Source organism: Erwinia psidii, from assembly GCF_003846135.1.
GTDB lineage: Bacteria > Pseudomonadota > Gammaproteobacteria > Enterobacterales > Enterobacteriaceae > Erwinia > Erwinia psidii.
In genome coordinates this window covers 145,959-171,528 of the sequence record NZ_RHHM01000002.1, presented here as the reverse complement: position 1 = coordinate 171,528, position 25,570 = coordinate 145,959, and the positions used below count along the sequence as shown (strand labels likewise).

Here is a 25,570-nt window from a genome sequence, read left to right as displayed (position 1 = left end):
AATAATCCATTGGCCATTTTTCGGAAATAATGCAAGGTAAATCCCATTTATAATTTTTATGATTTGACATTGAGTGGCGTGAGTGTGCACATGCGGACACTTTTTTTTCTGACAATGCCATTACGAACATTTTTTATTTGCCATCATTCGCAGAAACGACAGCTAACCGGAATAGTCGTTTTTGCCGATCAATACGGGTCATTCTCCACCGGATAACGCTGTGCTGTTGACTGGCAGTGTCTTAAGCCTGTGTCAAGATGCCGCTGTTTTAGTTGTGCTTCATCGCATTCTGTTTCTGAACCAACCTGCTGTACAGGGAATTGGGCGCTTCCCGCTGCCAGTCGGCGCGGGAAGCGGGGGATGATACCGATTGAGACAGGCTATTTAACGGCGGGTGTGACACTATCAGGCTTCGCTATCCCAACGAAATGGTCTGGTTGTCCTGAGCTAAGGTGATGTTTGCCGGCAGCGGGTGCATCATCAGCCAGGCATCCAGGGTATGATCGATGTGGGTCAACAGCATTTGCTGCGGGCGTAATGCATCATACAGCCTGACAACCTCATCAATATCATTGTGATTGTGGTTTGCTCCAGGCGGATAAGTACAGTCAATAATGATGACAGCGGCCTGCTGCTGTTGCAAAAAATGCAGGGTATCGGCAGGCAGTCCGCTGGTATCCGTCAGATAAGCTACTTTTCTGCCGCGCCATTCGAACAGATAACCCCAGGTTGGCCTTGAGTGCGTAAGCGGCACGGGGGTAACCTTCATTTGCCCCATTTGATATACCGTAAACGGCTGTTCAAGAAACCTGAAATCCAGCATACCAGGGTGTTTATATAAATCATCACAGCCTGCCGGGTCGGGGGGCGAAAATACGGGAAGGGTATCCCCGACTCCCCAACGCAAGGGAAACAGCCCGTGAACATGATCCATGTGGTAATGGGTGAGCAGAATACGCTGCAATTCACCTGGCTGATAACGCTGAGATAAATTATCGCCGCCCGCGTCCACCAGCGTCCGTTCATTTTCACATTGGATCAGCGCCCCGGTAGGGCGACGCTGGCAGCTTTCCTGCTCTCTGGCCTGTTGGCAGGCGGGACACTGGCAGCCAAAGAGTGGCGCGGCACGAACGCCACCGGTGCCGGTAAAGGTCAGGGTAAATGTTGCGGGATGGGTCATTATCTCAGCTCCCGGCGAGTCTGGAGGTTTCAGCAGACGCAAGGAGCTGCCAGAAAGCACGCACCGTTTGCGCTAATGGCCCGGCATTGTGCAGGCGCGGGCAGGTCGCTGGCACCGTTTCCTGATAGTCATGCATACGGCGCAGGCGTTCGGCAATCTGTTGTTCATTTTCCCGGCCACGGGCGATCAGCCGTTGTTGCAGGACAGGTTGTGGTACGGTCAGGCAAACGGGAAGAAGGCGATCGCCATAGCGTTTGGTGGCCTGCGATAAGTAGGCGCGTGAACCGTTTATCGCCACGTCAATGTTTTTTGCCAACCACGCATCGACTTCAATACCCAGACCATAATGCAACTGATGCGCCTGCCAGGATAAGCAAAATAACCCGTGGTGGTCACGAAACCTGAACTCACGCTCACTGAGCGCGATATGGTTTTCATCACCCGGCGCTGCCGGGCGAGTGATATAGCGATGGGCAACCAGCATATTGACGCCGGGCGAGACGCGCAGCGCCCTGAGCAGACTGTCCTTGCCGCAGCCGGACGCGCCGATAAGGTAGATCAGTCTGGCCATATCAAAACACCCTCCGGCCACGGCTCCACACCCTCTGAATGTGGGGTTCGCCGTTGCATTCCCGTACCAGTACCAGATCGGCACGTTTTCCTTCATTAATGGTGCCGCGATCGTCAAGCCCCAGCGCACCTGCGGGTGTCAGGGACGCCATCGCGACCGCCTGCGGCAGGGAACAGGGGATGGTTTCATCATCGGCAAGTTTGAACACCGCATCCAGCAGGCTGCCGGGGTAATAATCCGATGAAAGCATGGTGAGTAACCCGCTCTGGGCCAGTGCCCTGGCCGATACATTGCCGGAGTGTGATTTGCCGCGGATCACGTTAGGTGCGCCCATCAACACCTGCAGTCCGTGTTGCTGTGCCGATTGCGCGGCTTCCGGGGTGGTGGGGAACTCGGCGATAACCACGCCTGAGCGACAGGCGTCGTCAATGTGTGCGACCGTTGCGTCATCGTGGCTGGATAAGGTCAGCCCCAACTGGCGACATTGCGCGGCGATCGCTTCGCGGTTTGGCTGTGACCAGCGTTCAGCAAAGGCAAGCTGTTGCCGGGTAAACTCATCCATCTGGCCGTCGTTGAGGTGATATTTCCCCTGATAATAGGTGCGATATTTTTCCGCTGAAACAAACTGCCTCTGGCCCGGAGAGTGATCCATTAATGAAACCAGGCGTAATTCCGGCGTCTTTTTCAACTGACTGAAGAGAGTCTGCGTTGTCGGATGAGGTAACTCGCAGCGTAAATGCAGAAAGTGTTCGGCTCTGTTCAGGTGTTGTTGCTGGCTGTAACGGATGGCGTCGATCATTTTTTGTACATTATCCAGGCGGTCGCCGCCTGCCCGGACATCGCCAATGGCGACCGCATCCAGCACGGTGGTGATACCGCTGCTGATGATGGCCGCATCATGATTTTTCATGGCGGAAGCCGCCGGCCAGCTGACACCAGGGCGTGGGGTAAAATGTTTATCCAGATTATCGGTGTGCAGTTCAATCAGACCCGGCAACAGCCATCCACCTTCACCATCCAGCGCCTGCGGTAGACGGCTGGTCGTTGCAGAACAATGGCGAATGATCCCGTCGGTTATTTCGAGTGAGCCAAACAGAACTTCCTCTTGCAGAACCATATGAACGTTATTGATAATCATGGCTTTTCTCCTGTTCTGCCACACAAATCGGCAGGGTAAACAGGGTATCTGCCACGCGTTCGCGGATTTCCCTGTCGTGGAAGATGCCGATAATGGTGCTGCCGCGCTGTTTGGCTTCTTCAATCAGCGTTGCGACGGTCTGACGATTTTTATCGTCCAGCGATGCGGTCGGTTCATCAAGGAGCAGAACCGGGTAATCGACAATAAAGCCCCGCGCGATATTGATGCGCTGCTGCTCGCCGCCGGAAAACGTCGAGGGTGCCAGGGACCACAGGCGTGACGGGATATGCAGCCGGGACAGTAGCCGTTTTGCTCTTTCCTCACATTCTGCTTTTTCCACGCCCTGTTCCAGTAGCGGCTGGATCACCACATTTAAGGTACTGATACGCGGAATGACGCGTAAAAACTGGCTTACCCAACCCAGCGTCTCGCGACGGATAGCAAAAATGGTGCGTGCGCTGGCGGTGACGATATCTGTCGGCTGTTGATGATGGTTGATCCAGATATGGCCGGCATCCGCCTGATAATTGGCATAGAGCGTGCGCAACAGGGTGGATTTTCCGCAGCCGGACTCTCCATGCAGTGCCATACACTGGCCTTTTTCAACCTGGAGATTGATATCCGACAACACCGCCAGCCGGATGCCAAACTGATTATGCAGAACAAAAGTTTTAGACAGGTGTTCTACCGCCACCTGTATTCGGGATGTTGAATGATGCATAGGTTGCTCTCTGTATAGTGACTGTCTGGCTACATCAGGACCGATGCTGTCAGCAGCTGGGTGTAGGGATGAAGCGGATCGTCAAGTACCCGATCAGTCAGGCCGCTTTCCACAATGCGCCCACGCTGCATGACCATCAGTCGGTGGGTCAGCAGCCGTGCCACGCCAAGATCGTGGGTGACAATAATCACCGCCAGGCCCATTTCCCTCACCAGATTGCGCAACAAATCCAGCAGGCGAGCCTGGACAGAGACATCCAGTCCGCTGGTCGGCTCATCCATAAAGATCAATTTTGGCGAGGTCACCAGATTGCAGGCAATTTGCAGGCGTTGCTGCATACCGCCGGAAAAGGTGAGGGGGATGTCATCAAGGCGCCCGGCAGGGATCTCAACGCTCTCCAGCCAGTGCTCTGCCTGTTGGCGGATATGGCTGTAATTACGGTGTCCGACGGCCATCAGCCGCTCCCCGATATTGCCGCCAGCGGAAACGCGCGGACGCAGGCCATCAAGCGCGTGCTGATAAACGACGCCCCATTCATGGCGCAGTAACTGCCGCCGACGGTTCTCGCTGATGCCGTAGACGTCCAGCTCTGCATCATTGCGGTCGATGTAGGTAATGTGGCCCTGTTGCGGTGGCAAACGCCCGGACAGTGCATTGAGTAAGGTACTTTTACCTGAACCGGACTCGCCGACGATGCCTAATACTTCGCCGGGATAGAGTTCGAAACCAACGTCGCTGAACCCTTTGCCGGGTGCGTAAAGGTGGCTCAGGTTGTTGACGCGCAGCAGAGGACGCTGCGGTAGGGATACTGTTTTCATCCTCTCTGCTCCTGTTGTTGCTGGCAATAGTCCGTGTCGGAGCAGACAAACATGCGGTTCCCCTGGTCGTCGAGCACCACCTCATCCAGAAAGCTGTTTTCGGCGCCACAGAGCGCACAGGGTTCATTCCACTGCTGTATGGCGAAAGGATAATCCTCAAAATCCAGGCTTTTCACCGGGGTGAAAGGCGGCAGGGCATAGATCCTTTTTTCCCGCCCGGCGCCAAATAACTGCAATGCAGGCACCATATTCATTTTCGGATTATCGAATTTGGGGATGGGCGAGGGGTCCATCACATAACGGTTATTGATCAGCACCGGATAGGCGTAAGTGGTGGCGATATGCCCGAAGTGGGCGATATCTTCATACAGTTTCACATGCATCACGCCATATTCTTCCAGCGCGTGCATTTTTCGCGTTTCCGTTTCACGTGGTTCGATAAAGCGCAATGGTTCAGGGATCGGTACCTGATAAACCATAATCTGGTCAGCGCGCAGCGGTGTTTCGGGGATACGGTGTCGGGTCTGAATCAGACTGGCTTCGCTGGTGCGGGTTGTGGTGGCGACATTCGCCACCCGCTGGAAGAACTGGCGGATGGAAACCGCGTTGGTGGTATCATCCGCCCCCTGGTCGATCACCTTCAGCGTATCCTCATGCCCAATCAGGCTGGCGGTGACCTGAATGCCACCGGTGCCCCAGCCATAAGGCATGGGCATTTCGCGGCCGGCAAAGGGCACCTGAAAACCGGGGATGGCGACGGCCTTGAGGATCGCCCGACGGATCATCCGTTTGCTTTGTTCGTCGAGATATCCCATGTTGTAGCCGGTTAATCTGTCATCATTCATGGCGTTGCTCCTCAAAGTCACGCTGCAACTGTCTGAGCAGATCCATTTCAGACTGGAAATCGACATAGTGAGGAAGTTTCAGGTGAGAGATAAATCCTGAAGCATCCACGCTGTCGGCGTGAGAAAGCACAAACTCTTCATCCTGGGCCGGGCTGGCGATCGCTTCGCCATATTCACTGGCCCGCAACGCGCGATCGACCAACGCCACGGACATCGCTTTACGCTCCGCTCTGCCAAACACCAGGCCGTAGCCGCGGGTAAAGTGGGGACGCCCGGTGTCGTCGGTTTTGATGTTGTTGATCATTTCACATTCGGTCAGCAGGATTTCACCGATTGCAATCGCAAACCCCAACTCTTCCGGTATGCAGCTCAGACTGACATAGCCCGTGCGGATTTCGCCGACAAAGGGGTGGTTACGCCCATAGCCGCGCTGGATGGAATAACCCAATGCCAGCAAAAAGCCTTCATCGGTTCTGACCAGCTGCTGTAAGCGGGCTGAACGGCTACAGGGATAGCTGATGGGATAGCGGGTAATATCGTCGGGTTCACTGCCATCATCCTGTTCGGCAACAATCAACCCTTCGCGGGCCATCATGGCGAAAATGCGTGGACAGGAGGTGGCCTCCGCAGTGTCACCCGGCTCGTCGGGCGGGCTCTGCGGTGCCGGGCGGTGGGGCTCCAACAGGGTAAAGTCGAGCAGACGATGGGTGTAATCGTAGGTTGGCCCAAGAAGCTGGCCGCCGGGCAGATCCTTATAAATGGCGGAGATACGCCGCTCCAGCCTGATATTTGCCATATCGGGCGGTGAGCTTGCCATCCATCGCGGCAGCGTTGTGCGATAGGCCCGCAGTAAGAATATCGCTTCCACCAGGTCGCCGCTGGCCTGTTTAATGGCAAGCGCCGCCAGCGGCGGATCGTAGATGCCACCTTCATTCATCACCCGTTGTACGCCCAGTTCCAGCTGGTTTTCTATTTGCTGGCAGGCGAGTTCATTCTCAGTTTCATCGCCCCGTCGCTGACGAGCCTGCAGGCGATGTGCGGCGGTAATCGCTTTTTCGCCGCCTTTAACTGCAACATACATTAGTCCACCTCCACATGGGTTGTGCGTGGAATGGCCAGTAACTGCCGGCCACGGGTAAAAATAAAATCCAGCCCCAGAGGAAAGGGGGTCGGCCGCTGAAGAAGGTAGCCCCTGACAGCCTCAGGGAGTGGAAGATTAACGGTGCGGGGGAATTCAATACCGGGACCGCTGATGCGAAGCGGCGGCGCATCGGTAAAGGTGGGCAGATCAATAAGCAGCGTGGTGCTGTTATGGGGCGATTCGCTGTTGCCACAGGCAAACGCCTCCAGCAGCCGGGCGGGAAACGCCTCATCCAGTACCGCCAGTTCAGCCTCAGCGGGCTGCTCTGTCAGCGTCACGCCGGTGTGGAAACGCAGGTTATGGCAAATCTGCTCATTGCATAGCAGCGGGGTCAGATAGAGCGGGGTATCCCGGTCGGCCAGCGTCAGCAAGGCGGCGCAAATGGCTGGAGACAGCGGCTGCCAGTCAGGACAGTCGGTGAAGGTGACTATCTGGCCGGGTTCGCTCATCGCCTTCAACACCAGGCGGAATGTACGTTGCGCATCGGCAACGGGATCGGAAAATCCTTTCAGCAGCTCCATCAGTCTTCTCCCCTTACCAGCGTGAAGAAATCGACCTGGCTGGTGGCAACGTCCTGTGCCCGCCGCGCCCGTCTGGCGTTCAGCTGTTTATCTAACGGGGCGATCAGCCTGGTCTGAAGTAATTCATGTTGCGGGGGCTGTTGCAGCAGCGCGTCAATCAGCGCGCTGAGTTCGGCGTGGGCTTTATCACGACCGATAACATAGCTGTAGCCGTAGTCGTTGCTCTCACGTTCGGCAAGCTGAACCACCGCGCGCGTAACGGTGACGTCCCCCATCAAGAAGCGGTTTCCTTCACCGCCCATACGCCCCTGAACCTGTATCAGGCCGATCTCCGGCGGCCTGATCAGATGATATCCGACGTCCAGGTGGAGCGACTGCCACCGTTTGGCTAGTTCTGATGCCGGGCTGTGGGCCAGTACTGACATCCAGTGCTGGCGAGTGGATGTATTAATCATTTGCCTGTCCTGTCAACATTGATAGCGGGTGAATGCCTTTGCGCTGTCGACCCGGTTGGTCTCACACCTTTGCCGGCAGAGCGCGGCGGGTGTGCCGGGTCAGGCCTGGACAAACTGCATAAAGTCAGTTTTATTTTCGATGGGCGTGCGCGTTGGCCGCCCAAGATCGGCCCGGTGTCCGGTACGGCAACACACTTCGATAAAGGTGCTGTAGGGCTGTGATAAGGCGTTGGTCAGGCTAAGCGCTAATTCCGCCGGCGTGGTGACGGTTTCGGCATGGTGATAACCGGCAGCGCGAGCGATATCCGACAGACACAGATCGGCGGCGATAGTGACCTGGCCACCCACCGAGGCATGCGCCCCGTTATTGACGACAATATGCAGTATGTTGTTTGCGCGCGCCGTGTTGGTCAGTCCTCCTAAATGCATCAGTACCGCACCATCACCGTCTATACAGACGATCCGCTTGTGCGGACTGGCTAAGGCAATGCCCAGCGCGATCTGGGAGGCGTGGCCCATACCGCCCACGGTAAGAAAGTCTTTTTCATGACCATGCTGTTGCTGTGCACGCAATTCGAACAGTTCACGCGACAACATACCCGTTGTGCTGACGACAGGAACCGAAGGCGGCAGCATTTCCAGACAGCAGGCGACGATCTCTTCACGGGTCATCACTGCTTTTTCCGCCACCGGATTGTCGGGATGGCTGCCACCGGGCATTGGCGCAAAGGTGTTTTTTCTGCATACCAGCGCCACGGGGCGCTGCTCCTGCTGTGCCTGCCTGAGCAGGGCCGCCACGCGGGCTGCCCAGTTATCCTGTTTAGCGTCAATAACCACATAAGGAATATCCAGCGTTTCCAGTAACGACAGCGTTACCTTGCCTTGTTTAACGTGCTGTGGCTCATCATGTAGCTGCCTGCCGTCGTCTGCCAGCTCGCCACGCCAGCCGATAATCAGCAGGGACGGGATGGCGTAGACATGGGTATCAGCCAGCGAGCAACAGGGATTGATTAAATTGCCCAGTCCTGAGTTTTGTAAATAGACTGCCGGAATATGGCCGGTAGCCAGATGGTGGCCGATAGCAATCCCCATTGCCGCGCCTTCATTACAGGCCATGACATGAGTAATATTTTCTCCGGCAACGGTAATCGTCTGGCAAAATTCTTTTAACAGTGAATCAGGCACCCCGGTATAAAAATTCACACCGTGACTGCTTAATAATGCAATAAGGTCGGTTGACGTAATCATAATATCTCTCTCAGCGTCTGGCCCATCAGACTTTTTTATTTGCCGGGCAGCGCCCATTATTCTGACCTGCGGTTCTACACATTGATGGCCTTGTCCGCTCTGGCCACGACAATGACGCCCGGTGGACCAGGTTTTTAAATAGTCAAACGGAAATTAAAATCAATATATTTTTTGTTGTCTTATTTTGTTCCGGGGATCAGTTCGAGAATGTCTTTTATTGGCATACACCTGTCTTCAATTTCCAGCGTTCGGCCATTTTTTAATATATCTTCAAGGATATTTCGCATGGCAGGATAAGACGCGCGAAGTAAATGATTGGCATAAATAACGATATTAAAACCGTAGTCTGTTAACTGATCAAAGGTAATATCGTTAAAGCTGGTTGGTACACAGACCAGCGGTGTGTTGGGTGATGACTTTTTAAAAATACTACAAAATTCAATAATTTCTTTAGGATCTTTTTTACGGCTATGGATCATGATGCCATCTGCACCCGCTTCAGCGTAGAGCAATGCCCGGTCGACAGCATCGGTCATTCCTGCATCCAGAATTAAGCTTTCCACGCGGGCGATAACCATAAAGTCATCGGTGAGCTGTGCCGCTTTGGCCGCCGCTATTTTTTCAGCGAAACAGACGGGATCATCCTGCATTTGTTTTACTTCCGTGCCGAACAGCGAGTTCTTTTTCAGACCTGTTTTATCTTCAATGATAATCGAAGATATGCCTAATTTCTCGGCAGCATTAATATGATAAGGTAAATGCGCTACCTGTCCGCCGGTATCACCGTCAAGGATTAACGGTTTTCTGGTTACGTCAAAAATTTCCGCAATGCTATTTAAACGGCTGGTTAATGACAGGAGTTCAATATCAGGTTTGCCGCGCACGGTTGAGTCGGTTAATGAACTGGACCAAAAGGCGTCAAATTCAATTGATTGTCCGTTTTGATAATAATTTGCCTGCTCCACCAACAACGCAGCCAGTGGGCTGTGGGTTTCCATAACCCGGATACTTTGCTTACTTTCCAGCGCCTGTTTCAGGGCATGGCGGCGCTTATCAGGCGTAATGCTGGTAATATACTGGTCTTTTTTCATGATGATTTCCTGTTGGGTGAATAAATTAATTTTTGTTATAATTTTTGAAGAAATTAAGGTAGGCACTCTGATCAACACGACTGTGGTTGGCCATTAACGCTTTGTCATAGGCAGAGGAGAGTTGTGAATAAAAAAAACTTCGGACATTTGTATCGTCAAACATTTGAGCGACTAACTTCAGATCTTTAACCCGAAGATCCAACGGGAAAGAGATACTGTGGTCGCTTCGCTGATATTTATCCAGCAGGACATCCATATAAACAGAACGGCCCCTTCCCATGGGTAACGTTTTGCAAATGTCGTCTTTCGACAGCCCTATCTTTTCAGCAAAATAAACCGCTTCAGACGCCACCGCCATATTCATGGCTTCACAGTAGTTATTGATCACTTTCATTGCCTGCGCATGATAATTGCTTTTCATTAATGAATAGCAATGACAGAGAAGGGAGGCGATATCCAGTATGTCCGCCCGAAAACTGTCGCTCACCGGGCCGATATAAGCGACCAGTCGACCCTGAATGGCGCCTTCCGGCCCACCGGAAACAGGCAGTTCCACGTATTCAACAGAAAGTGTCCGCATAAATGCTTCAACACGAACAGATTCTGAGGGTCCAAGGGTACTGGTATTCATGACGAGGATTTTATTATTCTGTTTATCACTGTGCGCTGACAGTGGCGCAAAGGTAGATATGATACTGTCTGCATCTTTTAAACAGACGATAACAATACTCTGATGGTCATCAAAAACCTTATTCACATCAGTAATGACCCTTGCACCATAACCGACAAGTGCCTCGGCTTTACTGGCGGTCCGGTTGAATGCCGCTACCGGATAGCCACAATCAAGTAACCTTCTTGCCAGCGCCGATCCTAATGATCCCGTGCCAACAATTTTAATCTCTGATTTCATTTTTTTACTCAGTTTTATTGGTGAAAATATAACGGAATTAAATATGCAGATAACTATTTCAAGATAGATGTTTTTTTTATCTTTGAAAGGGGAAAATAGTTATTCAGATTAGCACTTTTACTCATGATTATTATTTTTCCTGCTTGGCTATTAATTTAATTACATAAAATAAATCTTTCCAGTTCATAAGGTGTTTTAAATGCATTTCTTAGCTGTTAGCAGATATTTGTTCTACCCAGGTCTGGTAAATGGCCGTCTGGGATCGTCAATCTCTGTCACCATCCCGCATAATGTCGTCATTCACTTCCGGGAGACTGACGGCATATTTCGCTATATAAGGAGAGTGTCATCTGCAACGCCTGTGGTGACGAGCATCTGACTTATTGCCGAGCTAAAAGGCGTGGAAGCGGACAGAAACCTAAATCATGTTGGTACTGAAGCTTGCCGTACACACGGCTGTGATCCCGGCAGGTTGGCAGTGTGGGGGCCCTGAGCCGGACGACCGATCGTGACTGAGCGAACAGAGAGACAATTCTGTTGCCTGCACAGGACGTCCACTGAAGGTGGTAAACCACAGGACGGTGGCGGAAACCACATACGTTCCTGCAAACCCTGATATCGGCATCTGAAAACGTGCATGAAACTCAAGGGGTCCTTATCCGCGCATTCCCTGATCCGCGCCCAGCCAGTGCACGATACCGTCACCACGCCACATCCTGATGGCGGGAGCGATGGTATCGTGCATTGGCTGGCATCGTTCCCGGAGCCATTGACATTGCGAAGAGAACGACTGGCGATAACGTCATGTCAACGTAAGCCATATTGCCTGAACAGGGGCGAAGTACCAGCAGAGCGAAAAACGGGCTTATCACCCTTTAAATCCGCTGAAAACAGCGGCATGATGGACTGCTTTCAGCCTCAGTCGATTGTGCGCCTGTGGATCCTGCGGCAGAGCAACTCACCCCTGCGGCAAATCATGAAGATGGCTCATGTTCCGGTGAAATTAAATCACTTTTACTCAATCAGCGACTCTGGCATAAAGTATGCAGTGCTATGAGTTCCAGAAAATATGAAGATAACTGAACAATAAAACCGCAAAAAAGTTTTAATTTGCTGAAAAAGCAGGGGAAAATTTAGGTTTTATATCAGAAACCAGGATACAACATCGCGATGAATAACGAATTTAACTTTACGATTAAAAGCATCTCCTTTGACGAAAACTACAACCCTTCTGAAAATACGCGCATTACAACCAATTTCGCTAATTTAGCCAGAGGTAACAAACGTCAGGAGAACCTGCGCAATGCCTTAACGATGATTGACGATCGTTTCAATAGCCTGGCGAATTGGAATAATCCTAAAGGAGATCGTTATTCGGTCAAGCTGGAAATTATTTCCGTCGGGATGGATATTGAAGGCAAGGGCGATACCTTTCCGGTGATCGAAATATTAAAAACAAACATTATCGATCATGAAACCAACGAGTGCGTTGAAGGTATTGTTGGGAATAATTTTTCCTCTTACGTGCGTGATTATGACTTCAGCGTAGTGCTGTTGGATCACAATAAGAACAAACCCGACTTTACCACGCCAGATAACTTCGGTGACCTGCACGGGAAGTTGTTTAAATGTTTTGTTAATTCAGATGCTTACAAGGCCCATTTCAGTAAGTCGCCGGTGATCTGTCTGAGTGTTTCCAGTAAAAACATTTACCATCGCACCACTCATCAGCATCCGGTACTGGGCGTTGAATATCAGCAAGATAAACCATCAATGACTGACCACTATTTCAACAAAATGGGGCTGCGGGCTCGCTACTTTATGCCGGCAAACAGCGTTGCGCCGTTGGCTTTTTATTTTTCCGGTGATTTAACCAACGATTACACCGATCTGGAACTTATCAGTACCATCAGCACGATGGAAACCTTTCAAAGGATCTACCGACCTGAGATTTACAATGCTAATGCGGTCGCGGGTGAAGATTATCAACCCGACCTGAATAACCAGGATTATGCATTAACGCAAATTTTTTATGACCGAGAAGAACGAAGCCGTCTGGCCGTTGAGCAGGGAAAGTTCACCGAGGAGCACTTCATCAAACCGTACCGAACGGTTCTTGAGCAATGGTCTGCTAATTACGTTCTCTGATTAATTAAAAAATATAAGGTCATCTGTTATGAAAATTTTGTTACCCACTTCAACCGCGGGCAGCCTGCCTAAGCCCAACTGGCTGGCACAACCAGAGACACTGTGGTCGCCCTGGAAACTGGAAGGCGAAGAACTGATCGAAGGTAAAAAGGATGCTCTGCGTTTGTGCCTGGCTGACCAGGAGCGCGCGGGCATTGATATCGTCAGTGATGGTGAGCAAACGCGGCAGCATTTTGTCACCACCTTTATTGAGCACCTTAACGGCGTGGACTTCGAAAAACGTGAAATCGTTAAAATTCGTAATCGCTACGATGCGAGTGTCCCCACGGTCGTTGATGCGGTGAGCCGCCAGAAGCCTGTTTTTGTTGAAGATGCAAAATTCTTACGTCAGCAAACCAGTAAACCCATTAAATGGGCATTGCCAGGTCCGATGACGATGATTGATACGCTGTATGACAGCCACTATAAAAGTCGTGAAAAACTGGCCTGGGAGTTCGCCAAAATACTCAATCAGGAAGCGAGGGAGCTGGAGGCTGCCGGCGTCGATATTATCCAGTTTGATGAGCCTGCGTTTAATGTCTTTTTCGATGAGGTGAATGACTGGGGGATGGCTGCCCTTGAGAAGGCAATTGAAGGGCTGCGCTGTGAAACCGCTGTACATATTTGCTACGGTTACGGCATCAAAGCCAATACTGACTGGAAAAAAACGCTGGGGTCAGAATGGCGGCAATATGAAGAAATTTTTCCAAAGCTGCAGTCATCCAATATCGATATCATTTCGCTGGAATGCCACAACTCCCGTGTTCCGCTGGATCTGATTGAACTTATTCGCGGTAAAAAAGTGATGGCGGGGGCCATTGATGTGGCAACCAACACTATTGAGACACCAGCGGAAGTCGCCGATACGCTGCGAAAACTCCTGCAGTTTGTCGATGCCGACAAGCTCTATCCTTCCACCAACTGCGGCATGACCCCGTTATCCCGTCAGGTCGCACGGGACAAACTACATGCGCTAAGCGCTGGCGCTGAAATCGTCCGCAAAGAGCTGATGGCCCGGTAACTGATACCGCGATAGTTTGATATGTTCTGACACCGGGTCCGTCGCCAAAGTGACGTCGGCGACGGAGCCCGGCGGCCATTATCAACGTGCCGCAGACGCAAATCGATCCGATGCAGCTACTACGGGCTGAAGCAAGTGAGAAAATAACGTGACTCATGCTGCGGGGAAAACGGAAAACGTTCCCCGGCAACAGAGAAAGTTGTTAAAGTTAACACTTACTCAATTTCATGGAAGCCGTTACGCTATGTCATCAGATATCTCTCATCCATCCAGCAGCCCGAAACAGGCTGCTCTCCAACTGGTCATTGAGCTGGTTCGGGCAGGTAAACTTAGCCCGCTGCAGGGAGATGCCTCAAATATGATCTCTGTTTATGAACAGTTCAAAGCGCATTTTGAGGCCGACAAACAGAAGAAATCCGCTGATTCTGCGATTTCCTGAGGCACATGGCATGAATGATCAGACCGGTGACGGTCTGATCATACGCCAGACAGGCACAATGCCCCAACCGCTCAGGGATCAGCCAACAATATACCCACTCTCCATTCGTACCGCATGATCGCACATATGATCGACAACATCCGGGTCATGGCTGACCAGTACCATGGTCAGATTATCCTGCTGCTTTAGCCGGTTAAGCAGGTTGAGGATCTCTGCCTGTACCGACATATCCAGTGCTGAGGTGGGTTCATCCAGTAACAGAATTTTGGGTTCCAGTAGCAGTGCCCGCACGATGGCTACGCGCTGCCGTTGGCCACCGGACAGCTGATGGGGATAACGATCGGCCAGGGTGGGGTCCAGGCCAACATGGCGAAAGCCGCTGTCAATTCGCGCATTGATGTTCTCAACCTTAAGTCGCTTCAGCGGTTCTGCCAGAGTACGGCGCAGGCGATGTCGTGGGTGCAGGGAAGCGTAAGGGTCCTGAAATACCATCTGTACATCCCGTCTCAGCTGACCGGTGAATGGCCGCCCCGGCGTTACCTGATGTCCGGCCAGCGTCATACTGCCTTGCCAGTTTGCATTCAGCCCGGCTATTACCCACAGCAACGAGGATTTACCACAGCCGGAAGGACCGACCAGGCCAAAGCACTCTCCGCCAGCCACGTTGAGCGAGATATCGTGGACCACGGTCCGCTGTTCATACCCCTGGCGATGAGAAACACTCAGCGTCTGCAACTCAATCATGTTCACGGTATGTCTCCAGCGCCACGCGATCCAGCACCGGTAGCGGCTTGCCATGTGTGGCTTTGCCCGGACGGCAGGACCACAGCGTGCGGGTGTAAGGATGTGTTGCCTGCGGCAGTTCGCTGGCGGGCAGTGTGTCAAGGATCCTGCCCTGGTACATCACCATTACGCGTTCACAATGTTCAGCAACCTGCTGTAAATCATGGCTAATCAGCAACAGTCCCATATTCCGTTGTTCTACCAGACGACGGATCAGCGCCAGCACCTGATCGCGCATGGCGTGATCGAGAGCGGAGGTTGGCTCATCAGCAATCAGAAATTGCGGATCGGCGATCAGGGCGATGGCCAGCATCACCCTTTGTCCCATGCCACCGGAAAGCTGATGCGGATAATGCTGCATCAGTTCAGCGGGACGGGGCAGGCCGACTGCGTACAGCATTTCGCAGACCTTTTCTTTGATCTCAGCCCGGCTCAGGCTGCCGTGCAGTTTCAACGGCTCCGCAACCTGCCAGCCAATGGTACGCATCGGATTAAGGGCGTATTTGGGATCCTGCATCACCATCGCCAGCTGGCTACCGCGCAGCTTGCTCCAGCGGCGTTCACTGAGGCTAAGCGCATTTTCCCCGGCGACACTGAGTGCGGTGGCCTGCAAATGCAGTGCGGGTGAGAGCAGCCCCATCAGGCCACGTGCGGTGAGGGATTTACCGGAACCGGACTCACCCACCAGCGCCACGCGCTCACGCCCCAGGGTAAAGCTGATATTGTTGACCAGAATTGCCCCCGTGGCGCTGGTGATGGTCAGATCTTTCGCCACGATCGCGGGGGAAGTATCAGTTGGCATTTCGGCTATCCAGTCGGTCACGCAGGCCATCGCCCGTCAGATTAAAGGCCAGGCTGGCAAACAGAATTGCGCCACCCGGTGCGGCGGCAACCCACCACTGATCGAAAATCACTTTGCTTCCTTCGGCCACCATTGAACCCCATTCTGCGGTGGGCGGCTGCACCCCCATCCCCAGAAAACCCAGCCCGGCCGCTGACAGGATAATCCCGCCCAGGCTCAGTGCCGCACGCACCACCGCGCTGGGCAGACACAGCGGTAAAATGTGGCCGAACATCAGGCGCAGGCCGTTAATGCCCTGCATTCGTGCGGCGGCAAGGTAATCACTGCGACGCAGTGCCAGCGTCTCCGCCCGCGCCTGGCGGGCAAAAGGCGGCCAGCTGGTCAGCGCCAGCGCCAGTGCGCCATTCAACAGCCCCGGTCCCAGCATCGCCACCAGCGCCAGCGCAATCACCAGATTGGGTAGTGACAGGAAAATATCGGTAATACGCATCAGCAGCCGCTCCGTCCAGCCGCCAAGGTAACCAGCGCAAATACCAATCAGCATGCCCACCGGGATGGTCAGTAGCAGGATCAACGATACCAACAGCAGGGTGGGACGCGCGCCGTAGATCACCCGTGAGAGCAGATCGCGACCAAAACCATCGGTACCCAGCCAGTGTGCTGACGAAGGCGGCAGCAGGCGGGCAGACATCATCTGTGCATTCGGATCAAAAGGGGCCAGCAGCGGGGCCAGCAGGGCGGTGATCACCAGTATTGCCACCAGTATGCCACCGACGGTCAGCGAAGTAACACGCACACGGCGGCGGCGCAGCGCAGGTTGACGTTCAGTTAAATGTTGCGTCATCGGGTCCTCGCATCGGTGAGCCAGGTTAACGCATCTGCCAGCGCATTCAGGGTGATAAAGCAGCCGCCAATCAGCAGCGTGGAACCAAGAATAGCCGGGGTATCGGCAGCAAACAGCGCGGTGGTCATATAGCGGCCCACGCCAGGCCAGGCAAAGACGGTCTCGGTGAGTACCGATCCTTCCAGCAGCGAAGCGTAAGAGAGCGCCAGCACGGTAATCAGGGTTCCCCGAACATTTGGCAAAACGTGCAGCAGCAGAATACGGCCACGGCCCGCGCCTTTCGCCCGCGCCAGCGTGACATATTCTTTACTGCTTTCTTCCAGCAGCGCGGCGCGAAGCAGGCGGGTAATACCGGCCATCGACAGCAGTCCAAGCACCACCACCGGCAACCACAGATGAGCAAGGGCATTACGGAACATCTCCGGGTCACCGGAGAGCCAGCTGTCCACCAGCAGCAGACCGGTTTTTGGCTCCAGCGTGTAAACCCAGATATCATCAAGCCGTCCCGGACCGGCGGACCAGTGCAGCACGGCATAAAACAGCAACAGCCCCAACAGCCCCAGCCAGAACACTGGCACGGAGTAACCCAGCAGTGAAATCAGCCGGGCAAGGTTATCAAGCAGGCTACCCGGTTTCCAGGCGGCCAGCAGGGCCAGCAGAATGCCGAAAAAAGCACCAAAAAACATCGCGCAGGTTGCCAGTTCGATGGTGGCCGGAAAGGTTCGCAGTAAATCACTGGCCACCGGCTGACTGGTAAGGCGGGAAATGCCCAGGTCACCCTGAACGAGATGGGGCAGGTAATACCAAAACTGCATCAGTATCGGCTGGTCCAGCCCCAGTTCACGACGCACCTGTGCGTAGGTCGATTCACTGGCGTGATCGCCTGCAATCTGTAATACCGGGTCGACCGGCGACAGATGGGAAAGCATAAAGGTAAATGCCAGCAGGCCAAGCAGCGTCACCGCCAGTGACAGCAAGCCGGTCGCTATCTGCCCGCCGCGCAGCCATAACAGCCGGGCGGACCCGGCTTTTGCAGCCAATCTTGCCATTACTTGGTGACCTGGCTGTAGTAGACCATATCCGGGTTGATCCCCTGCACGTAGCCTTTAAGGTTACTTCTCAGTGCCAGCAGATTGCGTGCCTGCAATCCCACGACATAAGGGGAATGTTGCTGCACTTCGCGCTGCATCGCTTCATAGAGCTTGACGCGTTTAGCCGGATCGCTCTCTGCCGTGGCGGCCAGCGTTTGCCTGTTCAGCTCAGGAATGTGCCAGTTGGAACGCCAGGCCAGCGTTTTACTGCCATCTTCCGGGTTGTAAGCAAAGGCGGCGGCATTGGTGTTGGGATCGAAATAATCCGCTCCCCAGGCATTCAGCGTGGCCTCATAGTTGTGCGCTTTCACCGAGGTGGCAATCTCGCTGCTCAAGCCCGGGATGAGCTCCACTTTGATACCGCCTTTGGCAAAGCTGGCCTGCAGGGCCTGAGCGATGTCGAGATAAGGCGGCTGGTTGCTGACGCTCAACCTGAAGCTGACGTTTTTCAGTCCGGCCTTGCTGAGGATCGCTTTGGCCTTCTCTGGATCATAGCTGAACGGGTTGTCATTCAATGCACCGAGGAAACCCTGCGGCAGGAATGACTGATGAACCTGGAACTGTCCTTTCAGCAGGTCATCAGCGATACCGTGGTAGTCGAAAAGATAACGGGAGGCCTGCCACAGCGCCGGATTCTTCAGCACCGGGTTGGCATCAATGTTGAACTGGAGGTAATAGAGCGATGCCATTGGGATCGCCAGCGGCGTAACACCCTGTTTGTTCTTCAGTGCCGCAATCTGATCGGCACCGAGGTTACGGGCAATATCCGCGTCGCCCTGCTCAAGTAGCAGGCGGCGGGCTGCTGGCTCCGGCACGTTTTTGATCAACACGTTCTTCAGTTTTGGTGCGCCTGCCGGAGAGCCGGGATTGGCGGAAAGCAACACCACCTCGTGCGGAATATATTTGCGGATCTGGTACGGGCCGCTGCCGGCGGAATGCGTCGCCAGCCACTTATTACCGAAATCACCTTTCCCGGCGTTTGCCGAGACGGTTTTCTCATCGACCACAGACGACACCGGTGCCGCCAGCAGACTTAACACATAGGTTGGGCTGACGTTCGCGGTCCAGCTGATCTGCACATGGGTATCGTCAATCTTTTTCAGCTGTGCATCGACATTATCTTTGTTCCAGCCCAGCTGGGTCAGAATAAATGACGGGTCGAGATTCAGTTTGACCACGCGGCTGAGTGAAAAAATCACGTCTTCCGGGCGAACCGGGTTGCCAGAGGCAAATTTTGCCCCGTCACGCAGCGTAAAGGTCATGCTGCGATTATCGCTGCCGGGTTGCCATGACGAGGCCAGCGTTGGCTTCAGGTCTGTGGGGTTTTGCGGATCGGACTGTACCAGGCGTTGATAAAGATTGGTAAAAGCCTGAACTGACGTCAGTTCAAAGCCTTCTGCCGGATCAAAGCTGCTGGCGTCATCGATTGACTGAGCAATCACCAGGGTATCGGGTGGTGTCGCAGCGTAAGCGGAGACTGAACTGGCCAGCGCCACGGCAATCATAGATGGAACTGCAAGTTTCATGACGTTTCCTTACCTTTAAATGTTTTCGCGAGTTTAAATGAGCTTCCCGCCAGATAAATAGTAGATTATTCGCTATCAATATGTAAAAACGTTATAAAAAAAGGTATTGGTTATAAACGTTTAACAATAACAGGCAATTTATCGGGACAGGGACAGTGCTCACTTCTGGCGTGGCTTCCGGGGGGCTGACGCTTTACTGAATCATACAAAAGGAATATGAAACCATTAGCGGCACTGACACAGGTTACATATCCTCATGGTGCTGTCTGACAGCGATGATTCGCAGAACATCAGCGGGGATTATGGCAGGGGTTGCGTTGCGGCTTATATTGACCGGTTGCCAGTCAGCACGGATTAAAATCAGACGCGGCGCGATGCAGAAAGGGAGGCTTCAGCCTTATCAGCACAGCTACTGACCGCATCAGCTTGCCCTGGCCGATACCGGCGCAATGGGAGAGGCGCGCTACGTCTGAATTTACTGGTTTCCCCACGATAGCCTTTGCCGTGGTGGCATCATTCGCCTGTCTGTGTGCAGACCGCCTTACCATCTGGTAGCGATGCCGGGCCGTCGCAGGGGATGTTCTTCAGGGTGGCATCTCTTGCAAAAGTTGATTGAGTAAATGGCGATAATCCTGCAACTGCACATTGTCCATGTCGCTTTCCAGCCGGGAAATCGCTCTGGCGATAATCGCTTTACTGGTGGCCGGTTTTCCACGGCGCATCAGTTCAGTCATGGTAACCGCCAACAGTTCAACCTCTTTGGGGGCCTGAAAAGCCGGACTGTTGAAGTAATCGGTGATAGCTCTGCCTGCCCCCGCATCATAATGAACCATATGAACCCTCCGAAAACCCCAATAATCGCCCGGCGGCTGACCGTCGGGGTTTGAATGATAATGTTTCTGTATGCGGTTGAGTCTGCCAGAACAGCAAATCATCACGGTGCCTGCAAAATGCACAGGCGGAGTTTTTTTACTGTAGATGGGGGAAGACGAAATTACAGCAGCGGTCAGCGATATTTTTTGATTCTGCTCTGACGCCCCCACTGACCCGCGCCGCGCCGGGTGAACAGGCGGACAGTCAATGGCCAGGCCAGGTGGCGATCACCTCAGAAATACCGTTAATAACAAACTGTACGCCCATACAGACCAGCAAAAATCCCATCAGGCGGGAAATAGCCTCAATACCGCCCTGGCCCACCAGGCGCATAATGGCACCGGAGCTTCGCAGACAAAGCCATAAAATCACGCTGATGGAAAAAAACGTCAGTACCGGCGCGAGCATTAACACCCAGGGAGAGAACGGCGTACGGTCATGGAGGGTGGAGGCGGCACTGATAATCATGGCGATGGTGCCAGGGCCGGCCGTGCTGGGCATGGCCAGCGGCACGAAAGCAATATTCACCGTCCGGTGTTCGCTTAATTCATCCAGTTTCTGCTCGGCCTCGACGGAATGTCCGGCCTGCTGCTGGGGAAACAGCATACGAAAGCCGATAAAGGCCACGATTAGCCCACCGGCGATGCGCAGGCCGGGAATGGAAATGCCAAAGGTGTTCATCACTGCGTTGCCGGCATAAAACGCCACGGTCATGATGATAAAAACATAGACTGAAGCCTGCAGAGACTGTCTGCTACGCTCGGCGTAGCTCATCTCCCCGGCCAGACCCAAAAACAGCGCGACGCTGGTTAACGGATTTGCCAGCGGCAGCAGTACCACCAGCCCCAGCCCAACGGCCTGAAAAAGTTCGAGCATGGTTTATTTCCCTTTCGGTGTGAGTCATTGTGCAAACAGCGCATCATAATGCCGAATTGTTATCAGCTTCTGAAACACTGTTAAGATAAATTACCGTGTATTTTCTGTTTTTTCTCATCAGGGCTTGTACTGTGCTCCTGGTTATGAGTAAATGCATCGTCGGTTTTGAAACAGACAGCGTATGCGAGCAGTTTTAGTAAAGCAGTTTTCAGTTTAAGCGTTATCTCTGATATCTCTTCTTCCTGACTTCCTTCTTAAGTGCCCCATAAGTACAGCCTGTTGACAAACCCCCCATGCCCATAGTGGGTTAATACTTATTAAGGAAAAAGATATGTCTAACAAAATGACTGGTTTAGTAAAATGGTTCAACGCTGAGAAAGGTTTCGGCTTTATCTCTCCAACCGACGGCAGCAAAGACGTTTTCGTACACTTCTCGGCCATTCAGAACGGCGGTTTCAAAACCCTGGAAGAAGGTCAGAAAGTTGAGTTCTCTATCGAAAACGGCCAGAAAGGCCCTGCAGCGGCTAACGTAACCGCGCTGTAAGACAGAGAATGTGCTGCCTTCGTGGTGGCACCAGCGTTAATACCAGCGGCCCTTTCAGGGCCGTTTTTTTTTCCGCGAAAACACCTGCTCTTTTTACTTTTCCCCGTGTGCTACGCGTAACGTTTTGCGTGCTTCAGGTTGTCCGCGACGGCCGCAAGGGGGCAATTCGTACCCGTCAACGACTGTCACCCTGCCGCACGGCACAGGGTGACAGTCGCGTCTGAGTCATGGCCGCTCAGGATGCGCTCAGGGTGACGGCGTAGCGGTAGCGAGAGGCCGTCAGAAGAAATTCCTGACTGACGCTGGGGCTCCAGGAATCATCACCGCCGACGCCCATGTGATAGCCATCCACATGTAGCCAGCAGCCTTCTTCCTCCCTGAGTTGATGCCGGTGACTGACGTCGCGCAGCTGCTCAAGGCTGTATCTGTTGAGCGAAAAATGAAAATCGCCGGTAACGGTGATGGCGCCGAAAGTTAATTCCCTGGTGCCGCCGCGCAGGCCGTTCTCACTGGGGAACACATACGGTGTACAGAGATGATCAAGCGGCAGTGACCAGCGGGAAAATTGGGCGGCATGACAGCGGTCCGGGTAGTTTTCATGTGGCCCCAGCCCCAGCCAGCTTACCGTGCCGTCACGTTGATTGAGTTGGCAGCGCAGTCCAATTCTTGCCGGTGCGGGCTGACCGGCGGCCTGGGTGACCTCCACCTCCAGCTTCATCTCGCCACGTGCATTGAAATGATACTGTTTACGGCTGACGAAACAAATGTTGCCGTCATGCTGCCAGATCTGCACGGTGGTCAGCTGTACGCCGTGGCTCAGCTGGTCACAGGTCAGTTCAGCAAGCTCACTGCTTAACTGGTTAAAGCCTGCCCGTTGCCAGCGCTCCACCCATGCATTTGGGTCAACGTTGGTCACTTCGCTGATGCCAATATCGTTATCCAGTGGCGCACGAACAAAGGCATCCCGTAATGGCGACAGTAACAGGGCGTTGCCCTGCTTCAGCCACTGCACCAGCTCGCCGCTTTGACGGCAGAAGTGCCAGCGCTGCTGCCCACAGCTGACGGTTATCTCTGTCTCACCCTCACTGAGCAGTGGCTTTTCACCTGCGGGAGAGGGCGCGGGTGCCTGCAACCGGGCGGGCAACCGCCACTGGTCCCAGGCTACGCGATGTCCGGCTTCTGACCATGACGTGGGCTGTGGCTGGGTGATTGCCACGCAAAGCCAGAGCTCATCGCTCAGCACCGGCAGTTCTCCCAGATCCACGACGATGTTGCCCTCTGCGGGCAGCATCAGTGGCTGGCTGCCGCCGGTGACCGTCCGGCCATTGTGCTCGATCCGCCAGTCAAGCTGTTCATTATCCGTGGCGCGGAACAGGTATTCGCTGCGAATAACGATGCGCAACGGATTGCTGCTTTGCAGTGAAAACTGAAAAAATTGTTGCGCCCGCTGTGCTTCAAACAGGGCAGGGTGAGGGGTGCGATCGGCAAAGACCAGCCCGTTCATACAGAACTGGCGATCGTTAGGTTTATCGCCAAAATCACCACCGTAAGCCTGCCAGGGCTGGCCGTTCTGATCATAGCGGGTCAGGCTTTGATCCACCCAGTCCCAGACAAAACCACCCTGTAACCGGGGAAACTCACGAAAAGCCTGCCAGTATCTGGCAAAGCCACCCAGGCTGTTACCCATGGCATGGGCATATTCACACAGGATCAGCGGACGGGTTTCTTCAGGCAGGCCGATCCACTTTTTGATGGCCCATTTGGGCACCGCGGCAAAAGGTTGATCCTGGTCGACTCTGGCATACATCGGACAAATGATGTCGGTGGCCGCGGTATCGGCACCGCCGCCTTCATACTGGACCGGGCGGGTGGGATCGTGGCTTTTGACCCAGCGATAAAGGGCATCATGGGTGCTGCCGTGGCCGGATTCATTGCCCAGTGACCAGATAATAATGCAGGGATGATTGCGGTCCCGTTGCACCATGCGCGTGACCCGTTCGCTGAATGCATTAAACCAGACCGGATCGTCCGACAGGCGATTCATCGGTGTCATACCGTGTGTTTCGATATTTGCCTCATCCACCACATACAGGCCGTAGCGGTCACACAGGCGATACCAGCGGGAATGATTTGGGTAGTGAGAACAGCGCACCGCATTGAAGTTATGCTGCTTCATCAGCTGAATATCGCGGATCATCGTCGCTTCATCCATCACCTGGCCGTTCTCCGGGTGATGTTCGTGACGATTGGTACCACGGATCAACAGCGGCTTGCCATTCAGCTTCAGCAATCCCTGATCGATAGCTATCCTGCGAAAGCCCACGTCAAAGGCTTCGGTTTCCATCCGTTGCCCTCCGGCATCGAACAGTGAAACGGTGACCCGATAGAGGTGTGGCGTCTCCGCACTCCACAGCGCCGGCTGAACGACGGTCAGGTTTACCGTGCTACGATCGCTGTAATAGCCGCGTTCATCGATGATCTGGCTGGTCAGCGGCTGGCGATGGCGTGCTATGCAACGATCCTGCTGCCACAGGGTGACATCCACCTCACAACCGTTGGCCTGTTGCTGTGAACAGATCGCCAGCACCTGGAGGCGTGCAGAGTGATATTCCGGGCTGAGGTGGGTTTCAATGCGGACGTCACGCAAATGCAGCCTGGGTTTATGCAGCAGGCTGACATCGCGAAAAATACCGCTCATCCGCCACATATCCTGATCTTCGAGATAGCTGCCATCACTCCAGCGCAACACCAGCACGGCGAGACGATTTTGCCCCGGACGCACGGCCTGGGTCAGAGAGAATTCCGCAGGCAGGCGACTGTCCTGTGAGTAGCCGATAAACTCACCGTTACACCAGAGATAAAAGGCGGAACTGACGCCATCGAACTGAATGTGGGTCAGCTGCTGGTGTTCATGGTGAGTAAAGGTAAGCGAGTAACAGCCAGTAGGATTCATTTCCGGGACGCGAGGCGGTTCCACCGGAATGGGGTACTGAACGTTGGTATAAATGGGGACGTCAAAGCCTGCCAGCTGCCAGTTCGCCGGAACGGTGAGAGGGCGGGCATCAGGCAGGTCCTGTTGCAGCCAGCTTTCAGGCACGTCTTCCGGTCGCTGAAAATAGCTGAATGCCCACTCACCGTTCAGACAATGGCGACGGTGGCTGTCGGGGATCTCGTCACGGGCATCTTCTTCATTACGGTAGCTGTAAAAAGGCGGATGTGCGGGCAGCCGGTTAATCTGGGTCACCACCGGATTTTCCCAGTCGCGACGACTTAACTGTTGTTGCAGGCTTAAAACAGGGGAAGTACGCATCTGCGGGCTCTCTGAAATAGGATCTGCTCACAGTGGCCTGAAACGTGGTAGCTGTAAAGCAGATAACCGCCGCACCCTGCATAAATTGCCGTCGGTGCCGGGCAACAGGTTTTCTGGTAATAATTAGATTTTTACTGATTCATGTTATGGAACTGTTAAGCACGGTTACGCCCGGTAAAAACGGATTTGAAACAGAGTATTCTGCATTGTCATGCATACCGGCGGGCACTTACTATCAGCGCCAACCTTACCATAAGGAGGTAACGATGAAACGATTGATCAAAGTTGTGAGTGTGGTGGCGCTGATTACCGCGCTGAGTGGTTGCCTGTTCCCACCTCCGGGTGGCGGCGGTGGCGGTGGCGGCCCTGGTGGTGGCGGTCCACGCGGTGGATTCAGCCAGGGGCCGGGTTTCTGAGTCTTCTGTGCCGGGGGAGCCATCCCCCGGCATGCTGCGAAAGCGGCAGGCACTTTTGCCGATGTTGATGGTGAAGCGTGTCACCGGTCTACCGGCAGGCACAGGGGTTAAAACACCATAACAAAAATAGAAACGGGCGCTGGCGTGGCCCCGCTTTACCTTATTTGCCGCGTGTCACAGACCATCGACACTGGCGATGCGCTGACAATCCTCATGATC

At 53.8% G+C, this 25,570-nt stretch carries 25 protein-coding genes; 5 read left to right on the top strand and 20 right to left on the bottom strand.

The window, feature by feature from the left end; all coding sequences use genetic code 11:
- Positions 1 to 415 precede the first annotated feature (415 nt).
- The 12 genes from phnP to EB241_RS03410 all read right to left on the bottom strand — a co-directional run bounded on the left by phnP (position 416) and on the right by EB241_RS03410 (position 10,639).
- Positions 416 to 1,180: a phosphonate metabolism protein PhnP gene (phnP, locus tag EB241_RS03465; RefSeq protein ID WP_124231822.1), complete on the bottom strand. Its 765-nt coding sequence runs from the start codon at positions 1,178 to 1,180 to the stop codon at positions 416 to 418.
- 4 nt (positions 1,181 to 1,184) lie between these two features.
- Positions 1,185 to 1,751 (bottom strand): ribose 1,5-bisphosphokinase, encoded by a 567-nt coding sequence (gene phnN, locus EB241_RS03460; protein ID WP_124231821.1) that lies wholly within the window; start codon positions 1,749 to 1,751, stop codon positions 1,185 to 1,187.
- A 1-nt stretch (position 1,752) separates the two neighbouring features.
- Positions 1,753 to 2,889, bottom strand: coding sequence for an alpha-D-ribose 1-methylphosphonate 5-triphosphate diphosphatase (gene phnM, locus EB241_RS03455; RefSeq protein ID WP_124231820.1), 1,137 nt, complete (start codon positions 2,887 to 2,889; stop codon positions 1,753 to 1,755).
- Positions 2,876 to 3,610, bottom strand: coding sequence for a phosphonate C-P lyase system protein PhnL (phnL, locus tag EB241_RS03450; RefSeq protein WP_124231819.1), 735 nt, complete (start codon positions 3,608 to 3,610; stop codon positions 2,876 to 2,878). Before phnL ends, phnM begins: the two co-directional genes overlap by 14 nt.
- A 29-nt stretch (positions 3,611 to 3,639) precedes the next feature.
- Positions 3,640 to 4,428, bottom strand: coding sequence for a phosphonate C-P lyase system protein PhnK (gene phnK / locus EB241_RS03445; RefSeq protein ID WP_124231818.1), 789 nt, complete (start codon positions 4,426 to 4,428; stop codon positions 3,640 to 3,642).
- The gene (locus tag EB241_RS03440; protein WP_124231817.1) at positions 4,425 to 5,273 is read right to left on the bottom strand and encodes an alpha-D-ribose 1-methylphosphonate 5-phosphate C-P-lyase PhnJ; all 849 of its coding nucleotides are present in this window, start codon (positions 5,271 to 5,273) and stop codon (positions 4,425 to 4,427) included. Before EB241_RS03440 ends, phnK begins: the two co-directional genes overlap by 4 nt.
- Complete coding sequence (locus tag EB241_RS03435) at positions 5,266 to 6,354, bottom strand: carbon-phosphorus lyase complex subunit PhnI (RefSeq protein ID WP_124231816.1); 1,089 nt, start codon at positions 6,352 to 6,354, stop codon at positions 5,266 to 5,268. Before EB241_RS03435 ends, EB241_RS03440 begins: the two co-directional genes overlap by 8 nt.
- Entirely contained in the window at positions 6,354 to 6,935 is a 582-nt protein-coding gene (phnH, locus tag EB241_RS03430; RefSeq protein WP_124231815.1) for a phosphonate C-P lyase system protein PhnH, read from the bottom strand. Before phnH ends, EB241_RS03435 begins: the two co-directional genes overlap by 1 nt.
- The gene (gene phnG, locus EB241_RS03425) at positions 6,935 to 7,390 is read right to left on the bottom strand and encodes a phosphonate C-P lyase system protein PhnG (RefSeq protein WP_124231814.1); all 456 of its coding nucleotides are present in this window, start codon (positions 7,388 to 7,390) and stop codon (positions 6,935 to 6,937) included. The genes phnH and phnG overlap by 1 nt, the downstream gene beginning before the upstream one ends.
- A gap of 99 nt (positions 7,391 to 7,489) precedes the next feature.
- A complete protein-coding gene (gene aepY / locus EB241_RS03420) occupies positions 7,490 to 8,638 on the bottom strand; it encodes a phosphonopyruvate decarboxylase (RefSeq protein WP_124231813.1) in 1,149 nt (382 codons plus the stop codon).
- 179 nt (positions 8,639 to 8,817) lie between these two features.
- Entirely contained in the window at positions 8,818 to 9,729 is a 912-nt protein-coding gene (gene aepX, locus EB241_RS03415; protein WP_124231812.1) for a phosphoenolpyruvate mutase, read from the bottom strand.
- Between the two features lie 25 nt (positions 9,730 to 9,754).
- Positions 9,755 to 10,639, bottom strand: coding sequence for an NAD(P)-dependent oxidoreductase (locus EB241_RS03410; RefSeq protein WP_124231811.1), 885 nt, complete (start codon positions 10,637 to 10,639; stop codon positions 9,755 to 9,757).
- 1,170 nt (positions 10,640 to 11,809) lie between these two features.
- On the opposite strand from EB241_RS03410, the gene EB241_RS03400 reads away from it, so the two are divergent.
- The 3 genes from EB241_RS03400 to EB241_RS03390 all read left to right on the top strand — a co-directional run bounded on the left by EB241_RS03400 (position 11,810) and on the right by EB241_RS03390 (position 14,286).
- Positions 11,810 to 12,787 (top strand): DUF1852 domain-containing protein, encoded by a 978-nt coding sequence (locus EB241_RS03400; RefSeq protein WP_124231809.1) that lies wholly within the window; start codon positions 11,810 to 11,812, stop codon positions 12,785 to 12,787.
- Between the two features lie 28 nt (positions 12,788 to 12,815).
- Positions 12,816 to 13,847 (top strand): methionine synthase, encoded by a 1,032-nt coding sequence (locus EB241_RS03395; protein ID WP_124231808.1) that lies wholly within the window; start codon positions 12,816 to 12,818, stop codon positions 13,845 to 13,847.
- Between the two features lie 244 nt (positions 13,848 to 14,091).
- Entirely contained in the window at positions 14,092 to 14,286 is a 195-nt protein-coding gene (locus tag EB241_RS03390; protein WP_034933676.1) for a hypothetical protein, read from the top strand.
- Positions 14,287 to 14,364: 78 nt separating this feature from the next.
- On the opposite strand, the gene EB241_RS03385 is transcribed toward EB241_RS03390, so the two are convergent.
- From EB241_RS03385 to EB241_RS03355, 7 genes are all read right to left on the bottom strand, one after another.
- A complete protein-coding gene (locus EB241_RS03385) occupies positions 14,365 to 15,030 on the bottom strand; it encodes an ABC transporter ATP-binding protein (protein ID WP_124232027.1) in 666 nt (221 codons plus the stop codon).
- Positions 15,023 to 15,901 (bottom strand): ABC transporter ATP-binding protein, encoded by an 879-nt coding sequence (locus EB241_RS03380; protein WP_407644250.1) that lies wholly within the window; start codon positions 15,899 to 15,901, stop codon positions 15,023 to 15,025. The genes EB241_RS03385 and EB241_RS03380 overlap by 8 nt, the downstream gene beginning before the upstream one ends.
- Entirely contained in the window at positions 15,861 to 16,715 is an 855-nt protein-coding gene (locus EB241_RS03375) for an ABC transporter permease (RefSeq protein WP_124231806.1), read from the bottom strand. Before EB241_RS03375 ends, EB241_RS03380 begins: the two co-directional genes overlap by 41 nt.
- Entirely contained in the window at positions 16,712 to 17,764 is a 1,053-nt protein-coding gene (locus EB241_RS03370) for an ABC transporter permease (RefSeq protein ID WP_124231805.1), read from the bottom strand. The genes EB241_RS03375 and EB241_RS03370 overlap by 4 nt, the downstream gene beginning before the upstream one ends.
- Positions 17,764 to 19,332: an ABC transporter substrate-binding protein gene (locus EB241_RS03365; protein ID WP_124231804.1), complete on the bottom strand. Its 1,569-nt coding sequence runs from the start codon at positions 19,330 to 19,332 to the stop codon at positions 17,764 to 17,766. The genes EB241_RS03370 and EB241_RS03365 overlap by 1 nt, the downstream gene beginning before the upstream one ends.
- Before the next feature lie 584 nt (positions 19,333 to 19,916).
- Positions 19,917 to 20,165, bottom strand: coding sequence for a biofilm development regulator YmgB/AriR family protein (locus EB241_RS03360; RefSeq protein ID WP_124231803.1), 249 nt, complete (start codon positions 20,163 to 20,165; stop codon positions 19,917 to 19,919).
- A 244-nt stretch (positions 20,166 to 20,409) separates the two neighbouring features.
- Entirely contained in the window at positions 20,410 to 21,081 is a 672-nt protein-coding gene (locus EB241_RS03355) for a MarC family NAAT transporter (protein WP_124231802.1), read from the bottom strand.
- Positions 21,082 to 21,412: 331 nt separating this feature from the next.
- Between EB241_RS03355 and cspE the strand changes: the two genes are divergently transcribed.
- Complete coding sequence (gene cspE, locus EB241_RS03350; protein ID WP_013200976.1) at positions 21,413 to 21,625, top strand: transcription antiterminator/RNA stability regulator CspE; 213 nt, start codon at positions 21,413 to 21,415, stop codon at positions 21,623 to 21,625.
- Positions 21,626 to 21,860: 235 nt separating this feature from the next.
- On the opposite strand, the gene EB241_RS03345 is transcribed toward cspE, so the two are convergent.
- Positions 21,861 to 24,935, bottom strand: coding sequence for a beta-galactosidase (locus tag EB241_RS03345; protein ID WP_124231801.1), 3,075 nt, complete (start codon positions 24,933 to 24,935; stop codon positions 21,861 to 21,863).
- Positions 24,936 to 25,201: 266 nt separating this feature from the next.
- On the opposite strand from EB241_RS03345, the gene EB241_RS21035 reads away from it, so the two are divergent.
- The gene (locus EB241_RS21035) at positions 25,202 to 25,351 is read left to right on the top strand and encodes a hypothetical protein (RefSeq protein WP_199737299.1); all 150 of its coding nucleotides are present in this window, start codon (positions 25,202 to 25,204) and stop codon (positions 25,349 to 25,351) included.
- Positions 25,352 to 25,570 lie beyond the last annotated feature (219 nt).

Excerpts from the sequence above, each read along its gene's own strand:
- phnP (WP_124231822.1), bottom strand. The coding sequence starts at position 1,180 with ATGACCCATCCCGCAACATTTACCCTGACCTTTACCGGCACCGGTGGC.
- phnN (WP_124231821.1), bottom strand. The coding sequence starts at position 1,751 with ATGGCCAGACTGATCTACCTTATCGGCGCGTCCGGCTGCGGCAAGGAC.
- phnM (WP_124231820.1), bottom strand. The coding sequence starts at position 2,889 with ATGATTATCAATAACGTTCATATGGTTCTGCAAGAGGAAGTTCTGTTT.
- phnL (WP_124231819.1), bottom strand. The coding sequence starts at position 3,610 with ATGCATCATTCAACATCCCGAATACAGGTGGCGGTAGAACACCTGTCT.
- phnK (WP_124231818.1), bottom strand. The coding sequence starts at position 4,428 with ATGAAAACAGTATCCCTACCGCAGCGTCCTCTGCTGCGCGTCAACAAC.
- EB241_RS03440 (WP_124231817.1), bottom strand. The coding sequence starts at position 5,273 with ATGAATGATGACAGATTAACCGGCTACAACATGGGATATCTCGACGAA.
- EB241_RS03435 (WP_124231816.1), bottom strand. The coding sequence starts at position 6,354 with ATGTATGTTGCAGTTAAAGGCGGCGAAAAAGCGATTACCGCCGCACAT.
- phnH (WP_124231815.1), bottom strand. The coding sequence starts at position 6,935 with ATGGAGCTGCTGAAAGGATTTTCCGATCCCGTTGCCGATGCGCAACGT.
- phnG (WP_124231814.1), bottom strand. The coding sequence starts at position 7,390 with ATGATTAATACATCCACTCGCCAGCACTGGATGTCAGTACTGGCCCAC.
- aepY (WP_124231813.1), bottom strand. The coding sequence starts at position 8,638 with ATGATTACGTCAACCGACCTTATTGCATTATTAAGCAGTCACGGTGTG.
- aepX (WP_124231812.1), bottom strand. The coding sequence starts at position 9,729 with ATGAAAAAAGACCAGTATATTACCAGCATTACGCCTGATAAGCGCCGC.
- EB241_RS03410 (WP_124231811.1), bottom strand. The coding sequence starts at position 10,639 with ATGAAATCAGAGATTAAAATTGTTGGCACGGGATCATTAGGATCGGCG.
- EB241_RS03400 (WP_124231809.1), top strand. The coding sequence starts at position 11,810 with ATGAATAACGAATTTAACTTTACGATTAAAAGCATCTCCTTTGACGAA.
- EB241_RS03395 (WP_124231808.1), top strand. The coding sequence starts at position 12,816 with ATGAAAATTTTGTTACCCACTTCAACCGCGGGCAGCCTGCCTAAGCCC.
- EB241_RS03390 (WP_034933676.1), top strand. The coding sequence starts at position 14,092 with ATGTCATCAGATATCTCTCATCCATCCAGCAGCCCGAAACAGGCTGCT.
- EB241_RS03385 (WP_124232027.1), bottom strand. The coding sequence starts at position 15,030 with ATGATTGAGTTGCAGACGCTGAGTGTTTCTCATCGCCAGGGGTATGAA.
- EB241_RS03380 (WP_407644250.1), bottom strand. The coding sequence starts at position 15,901 with ATGGCCTGCGTGACCGACTGGATAGCCGAAATGCCAACTGATACTTCC.
- EB241_RS03375 (WP_124231806.1), bottom strand. The coding sequence starts at position 16,715 with ATGACGCAACATTTAACTGAACGTCAACCTGCGCTGCGCCGCCGCCGT.
- EB241_RS03370 (WP_124231805.1), bottom strand. The coding sequence starts at position 17,764 with ATGGCAAGATTGGCTGCAAAAGCCGGGTCCGCCCGGCTGTTATGGCTG.
- EB241_RS03365 (WP_124231804.1), bottom strand. The coding sequence starts at position 19,332 with ATGAAACTTGCAGTTCCATCTATGATTGCCGTGGCGCTGGCCAGTTCA.
- EB241_RS03360 (WP_124231803.1), bottom strand. The coding sequence starts at position 20,165 with ATGGTTCATTATGATGCGGGGGCAGGCAGAGCTATCACCGATTACTTC.
- EB241_RS03355 (WP_124231802.1), bottom strand. The coding sequence starts at position 21,081 with ATGCTCGAACTTTTTCAGGCCGTTGGGCTGGGGCTGGTGGTACTGCTG.
- cspE (WP_013200976.1), top strand. The coding sequence starts at position 21,413 with ATGTCTAACAAAATGACTGGTTTAGTAAAATGGTTCAACGCTGAGAAA.
- EB241_RS03345 (WP_124231801.1), bottom strand. The coding sequence starts at position 24,935 with ATGCGTACTTCCCCTGTTTTAAGCCTGCAACAACAGTTAAGTCGTCGC.
- EB241_RS21035 (WP_199737299.1), top strand. The coding sequence starts at position 25,202 with ATGAAACGATTGATCAAAGTTGTGAGTGTGGTGGCGCTGATTACCGCG.